Source organism: Flavobacterium sp. UM26 (assembly GCF_057922445.1).
In genome coordinates this window covers 39154-56937 of sequence record NZ_JBVHCY010000001.1, presented here as the reverse complement: position 1 = coordinate 56937, position 17784 = coordinate 39154, and the positions used below count along the sequence as shown (strand labels likewise).

The 17784-nt window shown below is 35.9% G+C and carries 17 protein-coding genes and 2 tRNA genes; 6 read left to right on the top strand and 13 right to left on the bottom strand.

Going from position 1 to position 17784, the window contains the following annotated elements:
* Window positions 1-100: 100 nt before the first annotated feature.
* Window positions 101-589 carry a DUF1761 domain-containing protein gene (locus ACZ1AQ_RS00260; RefSeq protein ID WP_489630970.1) on the bottom strand — a complete coding sequence of 163 codons (489 nt, stop codon included), beginning with the start codon at window positions 587-589 and terminating at the stop codon, window positions 101-103.
* A gap of 179 nt (window positions 590-768) precedes the next feature.
* Here ACZ1AQ_RS00260 and ACZ1AQ_RS00255 point away from each other — a divergent pair, with 179 nt between their 5' ends.
* Complete coding sequence (locus tag ACZ1AQ_RS00255) at window positions 769-1587, top strand: leucine-rich repeat domain-containing protein (protein ID WP_489630969.1); 819 nt, start codon at window positions 769-771, stop codon at window positions 1585-1587.
* A 128-nt stretch (window positions 1588-1715) separates the two neighbouring features.
* Here ACZ1AQ_RS00255 and ACZ1AQ_RS00250 read toward each other — a convergent pair.
* Together ACZ1AQ_RS00250 and ACZ1AQ_RS00245 are read right to left on the bottom strand one after the other, a co-directional pair.
* A tRNA-Met gene (locus tag ACZ1AQ_RS00250) sits at window positions 1716-1788 on the bottom strand.
* Window positions 1789-1823: 35 nt separating this feature from the next.
* Window positions 1824-1896 (bottom strand) — tRNA-Met (locus tag ACZ1AQ_RS00245).
* Window positions 1897-2046: 150 nt separating this feature from the next.
* On the opposite strand from ACZ1AQ_RS00245, the gene era reads away from it, so the two are divergent.
* Together era and ACZ1AQ_RS00235 are read left to right on the top strand one after the other, a co-directional pair.
* Window positions 2047-2928 carry a GTPase Era gene (gene era, locus ACZ1AQ_RS00240; RefSeq protein ID WP_298298337.1) on the top strand — a complete coding sequence of 294 codons (882 nt, stop codon included), beginning with the start codon at window positions 2047-2049 and terminating at the stop codon, window positions 2926-2928.
* 140 nt (window positions 2929-3068) lie between these two features.
* Window positions 3069-3200: a hypothetical protein gene (locus tag ACZ1AQ_RS00235; protein ID WP_489630968.1), complete on the top strand. Its 132-nt coding sequence runs from the start codon at window positions 3069-3071 to the stop codon at window positions 3198-3200.
* Between the two features lie 9 nt (window positions 3201-3209).
* Here ACZ1AQ_RS00235 and ACZ1AQ_RS00230 read toward each other — a convergent pair whose 3' ends face one another.
* On the bottom strand, window positions 3210-3704 hold the full coding sequence (locus ACZ1AQ_RS00230; RefSeq protein ID WP_489630967.1) for a hypothetical protein: 495 nt from the start codon (window positions 3702-3704) through the stop codon (window positions 3210-3212).
* A gap of 139 nt (window positions 3705-3843) precedes the next feature.
* Between ACZ1AQ_RS00230 and der the strand changes: the two genes are divergently transcribed.
* Window positions 3844-5154 carry a ribosome biogenesis GTPase Der gene (gene der, locus ACZ1AQ_RS00225; protein ID WP_489630966.1) on the top strand — a complete coding sequence of 437 codons (1311 nt, stop codon included), beginning with the start codon at window positions 3844-3846 and terminating at the stop codon, window positions 5152-5154.
* A 263-nt stretch (window positions 5155-5417) separates the two neighbouring features.
* On the opposite strand, the gene ACZ1AQ_RS00220 is transcribed toward der, so the two are convergent.
* Window positions 5418-6440, bottom strand: a complete 1023-nt coding sequence (locus ACZ1AQ_RS00220; RefSeq protein ID WP_489630965.1) for a hypothetical protein — start codon at window positions 6438-6440, stop codon at window positions 5418-5420.
* A 93-nt stretch (window positions 6441-6533) separates the two neighbouring features.
* The gene (locus tag ACZ1AQ_RS00215; protein ID WP_489630964.1) at window positions 6534-7262 is read right to left on the bottom strand and encodes a DUF2490 domain-containing protein; all 729 of its coding nucleotides are present in this window, start codon (window positions 7260-7262) and stop codon (window positions 6534-6536) included.
* An 87-nt stretch (window positions 7263-7349) separates the two neighbouring features.
* Between ACZ1AQ_RS00215 and ACZ1AQ_RS00210 the strand changes: the two genes are divergently transcribed.
* Window positions 7350-8138: an SDR family oxidoreductase gene (locus tag ACZ1AQ_RS00210; protein WP_489630963.1), complete on the top strand. Its 789-nt coding sequence runs from the start codon at window positions 7350-7352 to the stop codon at window positions 8136-8138.
* Between the two features lie 81 nt (window positions 8139-8219).
* Here the strand turns inward: ACZ1AQ_RS00210 and ACZ1AQ_RS00205 are convergent, their stop codons facing one another.
* From ACZ1AQ_RS00205 to ACZ1AQ_RS00180, 6 genes are all read right to left on the bottom strand, one after another.
* Window positions 8220-10778, bottom strand: coding sequence for a TonB-dependent receptor (locus ACZ1AQ_RS00205; RefSeq protein WP_489630962.1), 2559 nt, complete (start codon window positions 10776-10778; stop codon window positions 8220-8222).
* Between the two features lie 374 nt (window positions 10779-11152).
* The gene (locus ACZ1AQ_RS00200; RefSeq protein ID WP_489630961.1) at window positions 11153-11965 is read right to left on the bottom strand and encodes a TPM domain-containing protein; all 813 of its coding nucleotides are present in this window, start codon (window positions 11963-11965) and stop codon (window positions 11153-11155) included.
* Between the two features lie 3 nt (window positions 11966-11968).
* The gene (locus ACZ1AQ_RS00195; protein WP_489630960.1) at window positions 11969-12406 is read right to left on the bottom strand and encodes a TPM domain-containing protein; all 438 of its coding nucleotides are present in this window, start codon (window positions 12404-12406) and stop codon (window positions 11969-11971) included.
* A gap of 59 nt (window positions 12407-12465) precedes the next feature.
* Window positions 12466-13053 (bottom strand): LemA family protein, encoded by a 588-nt coding sequence (locus ACZ1AQ_RS00190; protein ID WP_489630959.1) that lies wholly within the window; start codon window positions 13051-13053, stop codon window positions 12466-12468.
* A gap of 61 nt (window positions 13054-13114) precedes the next feature.
* A complete protein-coding gene (locus tag ACZ1AQ_RS00185) occupies window positions 13115-13447 on the bottom strand; it encodes a MerR family transcriptional regulator (protein ID WP_489630958.1) in 333 nt (110 codons plus the stop codon).
* An 81-nt stretch (window positions 13448-13528) separates the two neighbouring features.
* Window positions 13529-14506 (bottom strand): M23 family metallopeptidase, encoded by a 978-nt coding sequence (locus ACZ1AQ_RS00180; protein WP_489630957.1) that lies wholly within the window; start codon window positions 14504-14506, stop codon window positions 13529-13531.
* 197 nt (window positions 14507-14703) lie between these two features.
* On the opposite strand from ACZ1AQ_RS00180, the gene alaS reads away from it, so the two are divergent.
* Window positions 14704-17334: an alanine--tRNA ligase gene (gene alaS / locus ACZ1AQ_RS00175; protein WP_489630956.1), complete on the top strand. Its 2631-nt coding sequence runs from the start codon at window positions 14704-14706 to the stop codon at window positions 17332-17334.
* A 60-nt stretch (window positions 17335-17394) separates the two neighbouring features.
* Here the strand turns inward: alaS and ACZ1AQ_RS00170 are convergent, their stop codons facing one another.
* Window positions 17395-17778 carry a RidA family protein gene (locus ACZ1AQ_RS00170; RefSeq protein ID WP_489630955.1) on the bottom strand — a complete coding sequence of 128 codons (384 nt, stop codon included), beginning with the start codon at window positions 17776-17778 and terminating at the stop codon, window positions 17395-17397.
* Window positions 17779-17784 lie beyond the last annotated feature (6 nt).

The following is a 17784-nucleotide window of genomic DNA, read 5'->3' as shown; positions in this document are numbered from 1 at the left end:
GTTATGAGTTTGAGGTAAAAAACCAGTGGGATGATGATGTGAAATATATTTTAATAAAAAATGCGTTTCGTAATACTTAAGAAACGCATTTTTAAACTAGTTAAACCCAGCCACAAATAATGGCTCCCATCAAAGTGAGGGTAATAATCCAATATCCAGAGTGAATTAAAATGTATTTCCAAGATTTTCTTTCGAAAAGCCCATTAATTCCAACTATTGGGAAAGCAAAAAATATACCCGACATCAATCCGTGTAAAGCTCCGTGTTTGAAAGTCCTAAAAGCAGTTCCGTAATCTGCCATAAAAGCAGTATAAGAGGAGAGAGCCTCATTTACTTTGGCCGGACCTCCAACCATTCCAAGTGCACCCATTTGATGAATTGTTAGTGTCATTTCAATAGAAGCAATAAACAATGAGAATAGGTAAGTGAAGCCGAAAATTTTCAGCATGTTTCCTGTTTTGAGCTGATCTTCAGTTAATCCGGCTTCTTTCATCCAAACGGTTCCGAATACTTTTGGGTGATACCAAATGAAACCCACAAAAAGTGTAATAATAGCCGCTACAAATAGTGCTATAAAATTCATTTCCATAATTCATTCATTTAAAGGTTAGTAACCAAATGTACAAAAAAAAGGTTTGACCTTTTCTGTTTTTATTTGTAAGATAATAATGTTAGTTTTTTTTATTTGTGTATTTTATCGATTTTATTTGTATTTCATCTTTAAGTATGCTATTTTTAGAACGTTAATTTAAGTTTTATTTAACAGTCATGAAAAAAGTACTTTACCTCTTGTTTTTGTCTTTTTCAGCAAGTTCGTTTGCATCAGTTTCTGTTTTAGAACGTGAAGCTTTATTAGATTTGTACCAATCGACTAATGGTGGTCAATGGAAAAATAAATGGAATTTGGCTGCTCCAATAAGTACTTGGTATGGGGTAACACTTCAGGATGATAAAGTTGTTGGAATTAATTTGCAAGACAACAATTTATCAGGAAACTTACCAGTAACAATTGGTAACTTGGTTTTCTTAAAAGAATTAAATCTCCCAAAAAATAAAATAGAAGGGTCGCTGCCCAAGACAATAGGTAATCTGGTATCTTTAGAAAAATTAAATCTTTCTTGTAACCAATTTTCAGGAGTTATTCCGCCTACCGTAGGTAATTTACTTCAATTGGTTAAAATAGAATTGTATATGAATAAGTTAAAAGGTAGTTTGCCTTATGAACTAGGTAAGTTAAGTCATTTGCAAATTTTGTCTATTTATAATAATGAAATAGAAGGTAAAATTCCAGTTTCATTGTATGCTATTCATACGTTACGAGTTATGTTGCTTAGTGGGAATCGATTAAATGGTGAATTACGCTCTGATATTGTTAAATTGAAAGACTTAGAAACATTAAGTTTGTTTGATAATGAGTTGAAAGGTTTAATTCCTAAAGAATTAGAATCATTGAAAAAATTAAGAGAATTGAACATTTCATATAATCAGTTCAATGGACCTGTATCTAAAAATTTAGTAGATAAAGATGCTTTGAACATGACGATGTTGACCTCTAATGGAAAAATTGTTTTGCTAGAAACAATATAATTTGTATCAATACGCTTTAAATTTAGTTAATAAAAAACCTGCTAAAAGCAGGTTTTTTTGTGGAGTTCTTATTGATAATTTTTTTAGCAAAAAAAAAACACCAGCTTTTTCAAGTGGTGTTTTCTTAGTAGCGGGAACTGGACTCGAACCAGTGACCTTCGGGTTATGAGCCCGACGAGCTGCCTACTGCTCTATCCCGCGATGTGCGTTTTGTAATCTCAGTAAAATTAACTTAGTAGCGGGAACTGGACTCGAACCAGTGACCTTCGGGTTATGAGCCCGACGAGCTGCCTACTGCTCTATCCCGCGTTGTTTCGGGTGCAAATGTACGACGTTTTTCTAGAAATACAACCAAAATTTAAAAAAATGTTTTATTTCGTCTATTGAGTTGATATGGCTACCTTTGTAGCCTATATCTTTTGCTTTGAATTTTGCGAAGTGAAATTAAATGAATTTAAAATGACACATAAAGCCGGTTTTGTAAATATAATTGGAAACCCAAACGTTGGAAAATCAACGCTTATGAATGCTTTTGTTGGGGAGCGATTATCCATTATTACCTCTAAAGCACAAACCACAAGACATAGAATTTTAGGAATTGTAAATGGAGATGATTTCCAATTGATCTTGTCTGATACACCGGGGATTATTAAACCTGCATATGAGATGCAAGAAGCGATGATGGGTTTTGTAAAATCGGCTTTTGAGGATGCCGATGTCTTGGTATATATGGTAGAAATAGGCGAGCAGGAATTGAAAGATGATGCTTTTTTTAATAAAATTATCCATTCTAAAATTCCAGTTTTGTTGTTGTTGAACAAAATTGACAATTCAAATCAAGAGCAATTGGAAGAGCAAGTCGCTTTTTGGACCGCCAAAGTGCCGAATGCGGAAATTTACCCAATTTCGGCATTACAGAATTTTAATGTTCCAGAAGTGTTTCAGAGAATCATTGCCTTGTTGCCAGAATCGCCAGCATATTATCCTAAAGATCAATTGACCGATAAACCTGAACGTTTTTTTGTAAATGAAATTATTAGAGAGAAAATCTTATTGAATTACAGCAAAGAGATTCCGTATGCTGTTGAAATTGTTACCGAAGAATTTGTAGAAACGGATGCTATCATTCGAATTCGGTCAGTGATTATGGTAGAACGTGATACGCAAAAAGGAATCATTATTGGTCATAAAGGCGCTGCTTTGAAAAAAGTAGGAATGGAATCGAGAGCAGAATTGGAAACGTTTTTCGGCAAACAAATTCACATAGAATTGTATGTGAAAGTGAATAAAAATTGGAGAAGCAATGCCAATATGTTGAAACGTTTCGGGTATAATCAGTAACTATAAGTTAGAAGTGAGAGATTAGAAGTCGGAAGTAAAAAGCAAATTGAAGTTGTTCAATTTTTTATTGAGTTACTATAAATGTGAAATCAGTAGTGGAATTTGTTTCGACTACTGATTTTTTTTTAGCCCAGATCGTAATGGAAACCCCGGAGTACCAAAAACTAGTGGTTCTTGTGGTTGCAGAGCGACCAGCGGAAGCTCCTGCAAGCGCATTAGAACCGCAGTTTTTGGAACGAGGAGTTGTAATGGAGAGCTGGATTAGCTCCTAATAGGTAGGGTTATTCAATTATTTTTAAAAACACTTTTTCTAAGTCGTTCATTTGTTTTTCGCCGTTGGAACGGATTTGACGGGCAATAACATAAAGTAGAAACCAAGCAAAAATCATCATAGAAAGTACGATGAAATCCCATTGTGTGGATTCTTTGAGGACATAATGCGTGTAGGCAATACCGCAAAATACGATGAAAGTGCCAGCAATCATAAAATGCAGAAACATAAATAAGGTCCATAAAGTTGGGTCTGGACCGAAGAGTCCACGGATATGGGTTTCGTTTTCGGATTTTTTTTCTAACTCGAGATGTAAATGGGGTGACCAATATCTTTTTTTGTCTCCTTTGATGTTGAGCCAAATATGATAACCTCTGATTTTGGCATAATAATCTGGCGATTTTTCATAGATGAATTTTTCGAATTTAGAGCGTAAAATATCCGCGTTTTGGTTGATGTCTTTGTAAAATCGTAGGCGTAATCTAATTTCGTTATCAGGGTTCATGGTTTTGGGAAATTGGGTTTGGTATAGTTTAGTTGTGCTAATATATCAAAAAAATTGATTCTCATAGTTTTAAACACTACCTTTGCACGCCTTAACCGCAAAAGTGTGCGCTAAGGATAACTATTTGAATACGAATAAAATGAATAATATTGTTGCGATAGTAGGAAGACCTAATGTAGGGAAATCGACCCTTTTTAATAGGCTGATACAAAGAAGAGAAGCTATTGTAGATTCAGTTTCTGGGGTAACCAGAGATAGAAACTATGGTAAAAGCGAGTGGAACGGAAAAGAGTTTTCTGTGATAGATACGGGTGGATATGTTCGTGGATCTGATGATGTTTTTGAGGGAGAAATCCGCAAACAAGTTGAATTGGCAATAGATGAAGCCGATGTGATTGTTTTTGTGGTAGATGTAGAAGAGGGAATTACGCCAATGGACGAGACGGTGGCTAAGTTGTTGCGTAAAGTGACTAAGCCAGTTTTATTGGCTGTGAACAAAGTAGATAATGCGATGCGTGAGAAAGACGCAGTAGAGTTTTATAATTTGGGATTGGGAGACTACTTTACCTTTGCGAGTATTTCTGGAAGTGGAACGGGTGATTTGTTGGATGCTTTGATTGAAGCTTTTCCAGTGAAACCTGAACCTGTAAAAGAAGAAGTGGTTTTGCCTCGTTTTGCTGTAGTCGGACGTCCTAATGCTGGAAAGTCGAGTTTTATCAATGCTTTGATTGGTCAAGATCGTTTTATGGTGACGGATATTGCGGGTACAACTCGTGATGCTATTGATACTAAATTTGATCGTTTTGGATTTGAATTTAATTTAGTAGATACAGCTGGAATTCGTCGTAAGGCCAAAGTAAAAGAAGACTTAGAATTTTATTCTGTAATGCGTTCTGTTCGTGCTATTGAACACGCAGACGTTTGTATTTTGGTGATTGATGCTACTCGTGGTTTTGAAGGACAAGATCAAAGTATTTTTTGGTTGGCAGAGAAAAACAGAAAAGGGGTAATCATTTTAGTAAACAAATGGGATTTGGTAGAAAAGGATACGATGTCTACTCGTGATTACGAAGAAAAAATAAAAAAGGAATTAATGCCGTTTACAGATGTGCCAATTCTTTTTGTTTCGGCTTTAACGAAACAACGTTTGTTGAAAGCTTTGGAAGCTACTGTTAAAGTGTATGAAAACAGACAGCAAAGGATACCTACTTCTAAGTTTAATGAATTTATGTTGAAGGTTATCGAGGCCTATCCACCACCAGCTACTAAGGGGAAATATGTGAAGATTAAATATTGTATGCAGTTGCCAACGGCTACACCGCAATTTGTATTTTTTGCGAATTTGCCACAATACGTAAAGGAACCTTACAAGCGCTATTTAGAAAACAAAATTAGAGAGCAATGGGATTTTTCTGGTGTTCCGATTGATATTTATATTAGAGAGAAGTAAAAGAAATTGAACATAAAAGCCTCCAAAGTTGAATTTTGGAGGCTTTTTTTATTTTTTAAAAGAGATAATTCCTAGCAGTAATACTAAAATCAATATGATAATTTTCGTTATTTCTAATGTGTTGGTTTCTTTGAAGTTATTTATCAAATCAACAATTGAAGCAATTACTAAGAATAAGTATACTATTAGAGTCGGATAACTTTTATTTACTTGTTTATTCATCTTTATAATTTTCTTGAGATTATGTGTTTTATAAATAAGACTTACTCAATCCCTGCACAAAACAGTTTCAATTTAAGCTTGTAATCAGGGTATAGAGGTTCATTGGTTTGTGCTAAACGTTGCGATCCTACATTCGCTGGGCAAGCAATATCATTGGTAGCGTCGTAAATAATTCTTTTACCGTTTGAGTTTAGGAGTAATTCTTTGGGAACATAGATTTGTACTTTGGTAATCGAATAGCCTGAAGGAAAATAGCGGACATAATATCCATCAGGATGTAAGGTCCAAATGCCACTAGGGACGTCGGTTCTTGGTGGTGCAAAACCTGCAATGATGGCATATTTCTCCATCTCGGCATAGCTGTAGTTTCCTGAAGCAACTAATTTTCGAATTTGATTTTCGGCTTCAAAAATAGTTTGAATTCCTTCCGGTAATTTACTTTTTGCTTTTTCCATTATGTTACCTGGTAATATGCCTAGCGCGCCTCCTTCTAATTTCAATAAGTCTTGTGGAGAAAGTAAAGTGATAGCTGTCAGTTTTATTTGACCGCTATAATCGGCGAATTTAGTTCGAGCAATAATAGCCCATAACAACATTTGGATATCGTGTTGGTCTACTTCGGGGTGTTTTTCAGCATTTTTTAAAATCGTAGTTACAATTTCCTCTTTTGGACCCAAAGTCGGGGCATACATGTAACCATCTCCACTAGAAGGGGCAAAAGTTCCTGCCATCAAGCAGTAGCTTTTGGTAGTCATTTCATAAAAACCTTCACAAAGGACATAGCCACCATCAGGAGCTTTGGGAAGTAAATAAAGCGGTTGTGCTTTTTCGTTGGCTTTAAAATCAGGAAGTTTTGACCCGGTTTTGTCTACATCTTCGAATGATGTGGTTATGGCAGCAGGTTGTTTCAGAATCTTGTCAACCCCTAATGCTTTTGACGCGACAGCCGATCCAGCACTTAAAAGTTTGTCTTTAAGTCCGCCAAATTGAGCATAAGCGGTAAAGGTTAATGAGGTTTGTAAAAAAATAACGAAGTAGCTAGTTTTTAATAGGTTCATTTTCATAAATATAGGGCGTTTAAAATCAGTCCAAATATAAAGGAATAAATATTTTTGTACTACTTTGTTTATGAAAAAAAGTAAAACTTAATAAATTCTTTACCAATGCATTTTATGAAAAATGCTCAGTCTTATGATGTCTCTATTGAAATAGTCGACCCCGCTAGGACGTTGTTGAAAGCTCTTTAGATACCCAAGTTCCACAGAGATATTTTTGTTGATGCCATATTGTAAGGCAGCATAGATTCTATTTTGGTCGAAGGTGTTGTAGATGATGCTTTTTCCAGCATTTAGCATAATCTCGTCGTATACAATTGCTTTGAGATATTGTTTATCTTTTTCCCAAAACGGATATTCTGCTTGCAATCGGTAACGAAAACGCCAACTGAAGGTGGTGCCATCTATAAGTCCTGTTTTAGAAGCGTTGTGTACGAACCGTTCTTCAACCTGTAGTCTTTGGTTGAGGGTTATTTTTTTTAGATTGAACTTATACGTTACATCTTGCTGTCCTCTATATTCAGGAATTTCAAAATCAAAGTCTTGTTTTGGGTCTTGTGTATAAACCGAAAAGTAAGTGAAACCAGCTCCAGTTTCTATATTTGAATTCCATTTGTATCTACCTTGGATTCTAATGACAAATAGGTTTTCGGCAATTGGCTTCAAGAAAACACGATTGTCAAACTCTGTATGAATGGACCAATTGTCATTTAAAGTTAGTAGATTATAATACCGAGTCCAAAGAATGCTTTGGTGGTCGATGTTTTTTTCTGATTGCGAAAAGGAAAAAAAGTAGGATAAAAAGAGAAGAATAAGGAACTTTTTTTTCAAAATATTTTTTTTGTAAATGTAAGTCTACGAATAGAATAGTGCAAAAAAAATGTTTTATTTTATATCTTAGTAAAAAATCAAAATGTTATGAATGTAACTGGAAAAGTAATTTGGATAACAGGCGCTTCAAGTGGAATAGGAGAGGCATTAGCCTATGCTTTAGCTTCAAAACAGGCAAAGCTTATTTTGTCTGGGCGAAATCTTGAAGCATTAGGGCAAGTAAAGGAAAAGTGTGATAGCGCTGATGTTGTGGTGCTTCCTTTTGATTTGTCTAATTTCGACGCATCCAAGACTACTGTTTCTAAAGCCTTGCAATTTTTTGGTTCCATTGATATTTTGATTAATAACGGTGGAATCAGTCAACGCTCCTTAATTGCCGAAACGGATTTTGAAGTAGACAAAAAATTGATAGCCGTCGATTATTTGGGAACTGTGGCTTTAACAAAAGCACTTTTGCCCCATTTTATACAACGAAAGAAAGGTCATTTTGTAACGGTAACCAGCTTAATGGGGAAGTTCGGAAGTCCGTATCGTTCAGGTTATTGTGGAGCAAAACACGCATTACATGGGTTCTTCGATGTTTTACGTATGGAACATGAAAAAGATAATATCAAAGTCACCCTTATTTGTCCAGGCTTCGTACAGACTAATGTAGCAATAAATGCATTAACAGCAAACGGAGAATCTCAAAAATCAAATGATGAAGCGACACAAAACGGAATGCCCGTGGATGTCTTTGCTTCAAAAATGATTAAGGTCATTGAAGCCAATAAATTTGAAGCTTATATTGGAGGTAAAGAAGTTTTAGGGGTTTATTTGAAAAGATTTTTCCCCAAAATGCTTCACTATTTTGTTTTAGAAAGCAAAGTGAGATAATTATTTATGAAAAGAGCCATCTGAAACATAAATTTCAGACGGCTCATAATCAAATAAAGTAAAAGGAATTTTTTAACTAAATTATAATGAATATTTTAGGGTAACACCATAGGTTCTTTGATCACCTAAAACTGCTGCATATTGCCCTGAATTTCCACCAGCAGGAAGTAATTGTTCGTAGTAATCTTTATCGAATAAGTTACGACCCCAGATATAAGCTGACAAGCCATCAGTAACGCGGAAACCAAGGCGACCATTAAATATCGCATAACCAGGTACTACTAAATATTTTGATGCCGATGGGCTTGAAGAGAATTCAGAACGAGCAAAACTGTCCAATGCGATGAAGAACTTACCAATGCTTCCGAAGAATTTAGCATTTTTAGTGTATTCAGCTCCAAGGCTTCCTGCCCATTTTGAAACCCCTGGCAAGTCTGTTCCAGAAACATCTTTAAACGATACCGCAGCTCCAGTTTCTTCTAGTGGTAAAGGGGCATTAGTGAATTTAACATATTTACCATCGCTATAAGTAGCAGCAGCGTTAAAACTAAAGTGTTTGTTTAGTGAAAAACTTGCGTCTAATTCTACACCTTTGACTCTCACTTTGTCGGCATTGGCTAGATAGCCACGATTTACCCCTAATTCAGCAGCTTGCACATTGGTTTGGAAATCTTTAATTTCTGTATCAAAGTACGTGAAGTTTAAAACTGAATTTTTAATAGGTGATGTTTTTATACCGAATTCGTAATGGTTAACGCTTTCGGGTTTAATTACTGCAAGATCAAGAGCTGGTTGTCCAGCAATAGTCGGAAGTCCTGCTACATTCACACCAACCGGTTTATAGCTTTTTGCATAGGTAGCATACGCGTTAATTTTATCGGATACTTTATAGTTAACAGTTAAATTTCCTGAAAAGTCGGTATCATCAGTGCTTGAAGTAAATGATTGGTCTGTATAAACCAGTCTTTTAAGTGCAAGTAATGCAGGATCTGTAGTCTGAAGACCTCCGTATGTTTTACGGTCGTAATCGGCAGCTTTTTTGTCATAATTATATCGTAAACCAGGGAGTACGTGTAATTTCTCGGTAATTGCCCAATCCAATTGAGTAAATACAGCAGCACTTGTTGAACGTACATTCGAGTTGGTTCTTATACCATATCCTTCAAAAAGACCTGGAGTTCTCCATAATGCGCTAGTGGTGCTTTGTGCAAATCGCCATTGTGCCGTTCCAGATTCTTCATTTCCTCTTACCTTTACTTCTTGGTCAATGAAAAACAGACCTACCACACCACTCAAGGATGAGGTTACTTGTCCTGCATAGCGTACTTCTTGTGTAAATTGTGTATGTCTGGCAGGATTTTGAGATAATGCCAATACTTGTAAACCTGTGAAGTCTCTATCATTCGATGGATCCCAATTCCAGAATCTCCAAGCTGTTGTAGAGGTAAGTGTTCCAGTGCCAATTTTTGTATCAATATTTAAAGAGGCGCCACCTAAATCTTGTCCTGAGCGCCAAGGGGTGTCGTGGTCAATCTTACGGTCAAAAGCATTCAAACTAGGAAGTTTATAATTTAAATCGGCAATTATGGCGTCAAATTGGCGGTAAGCCGCTCTTTTTGTTGGAGCAACACCAGCAACTACTTGTGCATATCCGTCAGGACGCTGCAATGTGATATCTGCTGCAAATAATATATTTGTTCTATCAGAAGGAGTATACAGTAATTGACCTCTAATTCCTTGATTGTTCAGTGTATTAGTAGCTCTTCCTGTTACAATATTTTCGATTAATCCATCACGTTGAGTACCAGAGAATGATATTCTACCAGCAATTTTTGAACTCAAAGCTCCCGTAACAGAGGCTTTGGCTTGAATGAACTGGTAGTTACCATAACTTACTTCAAAATCAGCACTTGATGTAAAACTAGGTTTGCGAGACGTAATGTTAAATGCTCCCGAAGTTGTGTTTTTTCCAAACAAAGAACCTTGAGGACCACGCAATACTTCAATTCGATCTACATCTATAAAATCAAGAGTAGTTGCTGCTGGTCTGGCATAATAAACGCCATCAACATAGAATCCAACTCCAGGATCGATACCGTCATTTGTCAACCCAAATGGAGATCCCAAACCACGAATGTTAATTCCAGTATTTCTTGGATTGGAAGAATACAATTGAACAGAAGGTACCAATTCTTTAAGACGATTCACGTTGAATGCCCCAGCTTGTTCCGCTTGTTTACCTGTTACAACTGAAATGGCAATTGGAATATCTTGGGCTTTTTCTATTCTACGTCTTGAGGTAACCACTACCTCAGATAATACTTTTTCTTCTCCAGTAGAGATGTTTATTTGTAACGGTTTTGCATTAGTAGGTAATTCTGTGATTTTAATCTCTTTGGTATTAAAACCAGCGTATTGCACAATAATGGTAAATGGTAATGCTTTGGATTGAATGGAAAACTTTCCATTAACATCTGAAGTCGTACTATTGGTAGTTCCTTTTATAAATATATTGACACCTTCTATAGGTGCGTTGTCATCGTTTCTAACTTCTCCCTCTAAAAGGCTTTGGCTATAGGAAGTTGAAAATAGTAAAATTAAAAGTAGGGTTGATAGTGTTTTTGTATAGATATTTTTCATTTGTATATAAATTATATGTAAGTAGTAGAATTAAATAATAATTTTTTTTGAACTAGCACATACACATCATACAATTATTGATCGTAACCGTTGACAATCGTTTCTTCTTTTTTAGTTTCTCACTTGAATAAACATTCTTTTGATTCGTTTTCATTGTAGTCTTATTTTGGATTTGAATTATTTTCGGGAGCAAATATATATTATTAATTCTATAAAATTAGTAGAATTATTAAAATATTTTTTTCTAAAAGCAAAGCGCTGATTAATAAGATGTTCTGGTTTAGTTTTAAAATAAAAACAGCGCAATGAACTATCATTACGCTGTTCTTTTATGCTTTTGTGAACGTGTTTTGATGCTAAAGTAGAAGTTTTGTTTACCAACTTCCACTTGAACCTCCACCAGAGAATCCGCCTCCGCCGAATCCACCTCCGAATCCGCCACCGCCAAAACCTCCGCCAGATGAACCACCAAATCCGCCTCCGCCGCCACGGCCAAGGTTACTTAAAATGATGACATCGAGTAGGCTAGGGCCACCACCGCCTCGGTTTCCAGAATTGCCTCCGCCTTTGTTTTTAGAGAAAATAATAATCAGGACGACAATAATAAAAATCAAAGGTAAAATAGGAAAGCTTTTTCCTGAAGACTTTTTACGTTCTCCTTTGTATTTACCTTTGAAAACATCAAAAAGGGCATCAGTTCCTTTGTCAATTCCTCTGTAATAACTTCCTGCCTTGAATTCTGGCGTAATGATATTTCGGATGATTTCTCCTCCAATTCCAGCAGTTAGTCGGTCTTCTAGTCCGTAACCAGGATTAATGGCTATTTTTCTATCATTTTTAGCAATCAAAATGATGACACCGTTATCTTCTTTGGCTTGTCCTATTCCCCAAGTATGTGCCCAATTGGTAGCCAATTGATTGACGTTTTCATTCTTCAGACTTTCAATAGAAATTACTACAATCTGGGTGGTAGTCGAATCCGAATAGCGAACTAATTTTTCTTCCAGTTGTGCTTTTTCTTCAGCGCTAAATAAATTCGCATAATCGTAGACCGATGTTTGAAAACTAGGTTTTTCTGGAATAGTAAATTGTGCAAAGCTGCACTGAAACGTTAAGAATGCTATAAGCAAAAGAGGTAATCGAAAAATCCCGTTGGAATTTGAAGCATTTAATTTGGAATTTTTCATAGATTATCCTTTAGAAATTTCGTTTGACAATTCATTAGTGTCACCTTCTTGCCAAGGGAAATATTTTTTAAGTTGTTCTCCAGCATTTAAAATGCCATCAATCAAGCCTTGTTTGTAATTTCCTAATTTGAATTGGCTCACCATAGCATCACGAGTGCAGTCCCAAAAATCAGGAGCTACTACATCGTTTATGCCTTTGTCACCACAAATCACAAAGGTTTTGTCAATCACTGCAAGATAAATGAGTACACCGTTTTGTAATTCGGTAGCATCCATATTGAGTTCGTGAAAAACCTCCATAGCACGGTCATAAGCATCCAGAGAAGTGGTAGCTTCTATGTGAACTCTAATCTCGCCCGAAGTATTTTTTTCGGCCACGCGAATGGCTTCCACTATGGCGTTTTCCTCTTCTTTAGTTAAAAAGTCTTCTACTTTTGACATTTGTTTAGTTTTTTTATTTGGTATAAAAAAAGCCCCTCCTTCGGAGGGGTTAGAAAGGATTAGAATTTTACTTCAACCGGCTTATCAGCCCCTTCAACAGCTTGGAAATATGCTTTTTCTTTGAAGCCAAACATTCCAGCAAAAATTGAGTTAGGGAACGTTTTGATATGTGTGTTATAAGGTTTTACTGCTTCGTTAAAACGAGTTCTAGCAGTCAAAATTTGATTTTCAGTACTAGCTAGTTCGTCTTGTAATTTCAAGAAGTTAGCATTAGCTTTAAGATCAGGATAGCGCTCTACAGATACCAATAATTTAGATAGTGAAGAGGAAACACCAGATTGAGCCGAATTAAAGGCTGATAATTGTTCTGGTGTGATGTTGGTTGGGTCAACAGTAACCGAAGTAGCTTTTGCACGGGCCTCGATAACTGCTGTTAATGTACTTTTTTCAAAATCAGCAGCACCTTTAACAGTATTTACTAAGTTTCCAATCAAATCATTTCTTCTTTGGTAAGAAGTATTGACATTACCCCATGCTTCGTTGATGGTTTGTTCGTAACCAACAGCCGTGTTGTTAATTCCTTTAACCCAGCTGTATATTCCGAAAATCACGACAGCTCCGATAATCCAAGGCAAAAATCTTTTCATGTTTATTTAATTTTAAGGTTTATTATTAGTGATTAATTTTAATACTTTTTTTCTAATGTGTTTAAAGTTCGTTTTTAATTTGGGTTAATTGAACTTTAATGGCTTCTAATTTTCGAATAATTTCAAATTTGTCCAAGGTTTTCTTTTGTCCTTCTTTTAAATGAGTTTTGGCTCCTTCTAAAGTAAAACCTCTTTCTTTGACTAAGTGATAAATTAGTTGTAAGTTTTTGATATCTTCTGGAGTAAACATTCGGTTACCCTTAGCATTTTTTTTAGGTTTTAAAATATCAAATTCACTATCCCAGAATCGAATCAAAGAGGCATTAACGCCAAAGGCTTTGGCTACTTCGCCAATACTGTAATATCTTTTATCTGGTGCTAATTCTATATGCATTATTTCTTGTTTTTTTGAATGCTCTTTTGTAAATCTAACTAATCACTATCTGACGAAATACGAATCACTTTTCTAAAAATATTAATCCAGCGATTGGTTTTCTTGATTCGCTAAATTAGATATGGCCACATACTCAACCGCAGAGATATTGCCGTAATAAAAATTCAACGGATTGACTACTTTACCGTTTTTGTGTACTTCGTAATGCAAATGTGGAGCTTCAGAACGTCCTGTGCTTCCTACATAGCCAATGATGTCACCTCTTTTGACACGTTGTCCGGCTCTACACTTGTATTTGCTTAAATGAGCGTAGAGGGTTTCATAGCCATAACCATGCCGAATTACGATATGGTTTCCAAATCCAGAAGCTGAGTTATCTGCTCGAGCTACAATTCCGTCGCCACTAGCAAAAATTGGTGTGCCTGTTTTTGCTGTAAAATCCATACCCTCATGCATTTTACGTGCTTTGGTGAAGGGGTCCGTACGATATCCAAATCCAGAAGCTACATGTTTTAAATTTTCATTTCGCACAGGCTGAATAGCAGGTATACTGGACAAAAAGACTTGTTTGGCTTCGGCTAATTTCAAAATAGCATCTAAAGATTTAGATTGAATAGCCAATTGTTTACTCAAAACATCCATTTTTTGGGTTGTGCTACTCACGAGTTCTGAATTGTTAAATCCTTGTAAGGCGGCATATCTATTTTTGTTTTTATAGCCTGATTTTCGTTCTTCATCAGAAATGGGTGCTGTATTGAAATACGTTCTGTACAAATTGTTATCTCGTTCAGCCATTTGTTCTGCTACTCCTTGTAATTGCTCTAGTTTTTTATTCAAAATAGCATAATTCAACTTTAAATTTTCAATTTCCCTTTCTTGAATTCTGTCATTGGGAGTTTTGAAATAAGGAACATTCAATAAGGCCACAAATGAAAGGAAACCAAAAAGCGCCGATGCCACTAGAAACAGGATCGCAAAACCGAATTTCTTCCTTTTTTTAGTGGTAATTTTTCGATACGCTAATTTTTCGGAATCGTAATAATATTTTACTTTCGCCATATTTTAAAATACCCTATTTTTGCAACCTGTAAAAAAGTTAGTCGAACAAATTTAAGAAATGTTTCAAATGTTCTTCTTTTTTTTACCATAAATAAAATATTTAGAAAAAGTAGTCTTTGTAGTCTATTGAATAACAGGGAACTCTTGCGTTTTCTAAATTATCTAAACAATTCAAGACCAATTTCGCATCTAACATTATGAAATCACAAGACGTACGTAAGCAATTTTTAGATTTTTTTGAAAGCAAAGGACATTTAATTGTTCCTTCTGCGCCTATCGTTCTTAAAGATGACCCAACGCTGATGTTTAATAACTCAGGAATGGCGCAATTCAAAGAGTATTTTTTGGGTCTAGGAACGCCAAAAAGCCAACGTATTGCCGATACTCAAAAATGTTTGCGTGTTTCAGGAAAGCATAATGATTTGGAGGAAGTAGGTATCGATACCTATCACCACACAATGTTTGAGATGTTGGGGAACTGGTCTTTTGGAGATTATTTCAAAAAAGAAGCCATTCATTGGGCTTGGGAATTGCTAACAGAAGTCTATAAAATAGATAAAGACATATTGTATGTAACTGTTTTTGAAGGAAGCGTTGAAGAAAATGTTCCTTTCGACCAAGAAGCATATGATATTTGGAAAACTTTAATCGCTGAAGACCGAATTTTATTAGGAAATAAAAAAGACAATTTCTGGGAAATGGGAGACCAAGGTCCTTGTGGACCTTGTTCCGAAATTCACGTAGATATTCGTTCAGCCGAAGAAAAAGCAGTAATTGACGGTAAAGAATTAGTCAATGCTGATCATCCTCAAGTGGTGGAGATTTGGAATAATGTATTTATGGAATTCAACCGTAAAGCGGATGGTTCTCTTGAAAAATTGCCAGCACAACACGTTGATACTGGTATGGGATTCGAACGTCTTTGTATGGTTTTACAAGGGGTTCAATCGAATTATGATACGGATGTGTTTACCCCAATTATCAGAGAAATCGAGACGATTACTGGGACAACCTATACCATCAAAGCTTCCAATGAAGAAGAAGAAAAAATAAATATTGCGATTCGTGTGATTGCAGATCACGTTCGTGCAGTTGCTTTTGCCATCGCCGACGGACAACTGCCATCCAACACAGGTGCAGGATATGTAATTCGTAGAATTTTACGTCGTGCTATTCGTTACGGTTTTACTTTCTTGAATACCAAAGAACCTTTTATTTATAAATTAGTAGATACGTTAAGTGCTCAAATGAGTGCTTCTTTTCCTGAAATTCGCTCTCAAAAAGCCCTTTGTTCTAACGTAATTCGTGAGGAAGAAAGTTCATTTTTGCGTACGCTAGATCAAGGTTTGGTTTTGCTAGATGCCGTGATTACAAACAATCAAAGCAAGGTTATTGATGGTAAAAAAGCTTTTGAATTGTATGATACGTATGGTTTTCCAATCGATTTAACAGCTTTGATTTTATCTGAAAAAGGATTGCAACTAGACGAAAAAGTTTTTGAAGAACAATTACAATTGCAAAAAGAACGTTCACGTGCGGCTTCAAAAGTTACTGCGGGTGATTGGAATGTAATTGTAGAAGATGATATTCAGGAGTTTGTAGGCTATGACCGTTTGCAACACCAAGTAAAAATCACAAAATACCGTAGAGTAGAGAGTGTAAAAGAAGGGGAAATCTTTCAATTAGTTTTTAATTCTACTCCTTTTTATGGGGAAAGTGGAGGACAAACTGGCGATAAAGGATATCTTGAAGCTAGTAATGGAGACATCACTTACATAATCGATACCAAAAAAGAGAACAATCAGACCATTCATTTGGCCAAATCACTACCTGGTAATTTAACCGATACTTTCCAAGCGATTGTAGATGTAAAGCAAAGAGCAAGGACATCTTCTAATCATACCGCAACCCACTTGTTGCATCAAGGATTGCGTAAAGTTTTGGGTACACATATTGAACAAAAAGGTTCTATGGTGCGTTCGGCTTCTTTACGTTTTGACTTTTCGCACTTCTCTAAAGTAACAGACGAAGAATTGAAAGAAGTAGAAAATTTTGTTAATGCAAGAATTCGCGAAAGTTTGCCATTAATTGAGAAGCGTGGAATTGCCAAAGAACAAGCTCTGGAAGAAGGAGCGATTGCTTTGTTTGGCGAAAAATATGGCGACTTAGTACGTATGATTAAGTTTGGGGATTCTGTTGAGCTATGCGGAGGAACACACGTGACGAATACTTCTGAAATTTGGCATTTCAAAATTGTTTCGGAAGGAGCAGTGGCAGCAGGTATTCGAAGAATTGAGGCAATCACCAGTGAAGCGGCTAAGGATTTCTTTGAATCGCAATTGATTACTTTTGGAGAAATGAAAGAAGTGCTGAAAAATCCAAAAGACCCAATCAAAGCTATTCAAGGATTACAAGATGAAAATGTACAATTGAAAAAACAAATAGAAGCCTTGCTAAAAGACAAAGCCAAGAATATGAAAGGCGAATTAGCAGCAGCTTTCCAAGAAATAAACGGTGTTAAATTCTTAGCGAAACAAGTAGATTTAACGGCTGAAGGCGCGAAAGATTTGGTGTATGAATTAGGAAATTTAGGTAACAATATTTTCATTGTTTTAGCAACTGTAAATGAAGACAAACCTATGTTGACTTGCTATATTTCTAAAGAATTAGTAGCCGATAAAAATTTAAATGCGGGACAAGTAGTGCGTGAATTAGGAAAACACATCCAAGGAGGCGGTGGAGGACAGCCGTTCTTCGCTACGGCTGGAGGTAAGAACGCAGCTGGTGTTCCTGAAGCTTTAGCAAAAGCTATTGAGTTTGTGAAGTAGTTTTCAAAAAAATATAGAAATTAGAACCCTTTTAGTTAAGTGCTAAAAGGGTTTTTTGTTTTAAAAATCTTTTTTAGGAATCACTGCAATTGCTTCAATCTCTATCAGCCATTCTTTGTTTCCTAGTTTGGAGACGCCTACTAAAGTGCTTGCTGGATATTTTTCGTTTCCTAAGAAGGTTTGTCTAACTTTTCTAAAAATGGGCAAATCAATATCCGGATTAAAATTTACGATGTAAGTAGTCATTTTGACAACATCATTAAAATTAGCATTGGCTTTGGATAGCTGCATTTCTAAATTTTTGAAAGTAGCTATTGTTTGACTTTCTAAGTCTTTTCCAGAGCCAATTTGGCCTGAAATATATAAGGTATTGAAATTACCTGTTGTGACCACTACGGTTTGTGAAAACCCTTCATTGGGGTCAATGTATTCTTTATGTACCATAACTGG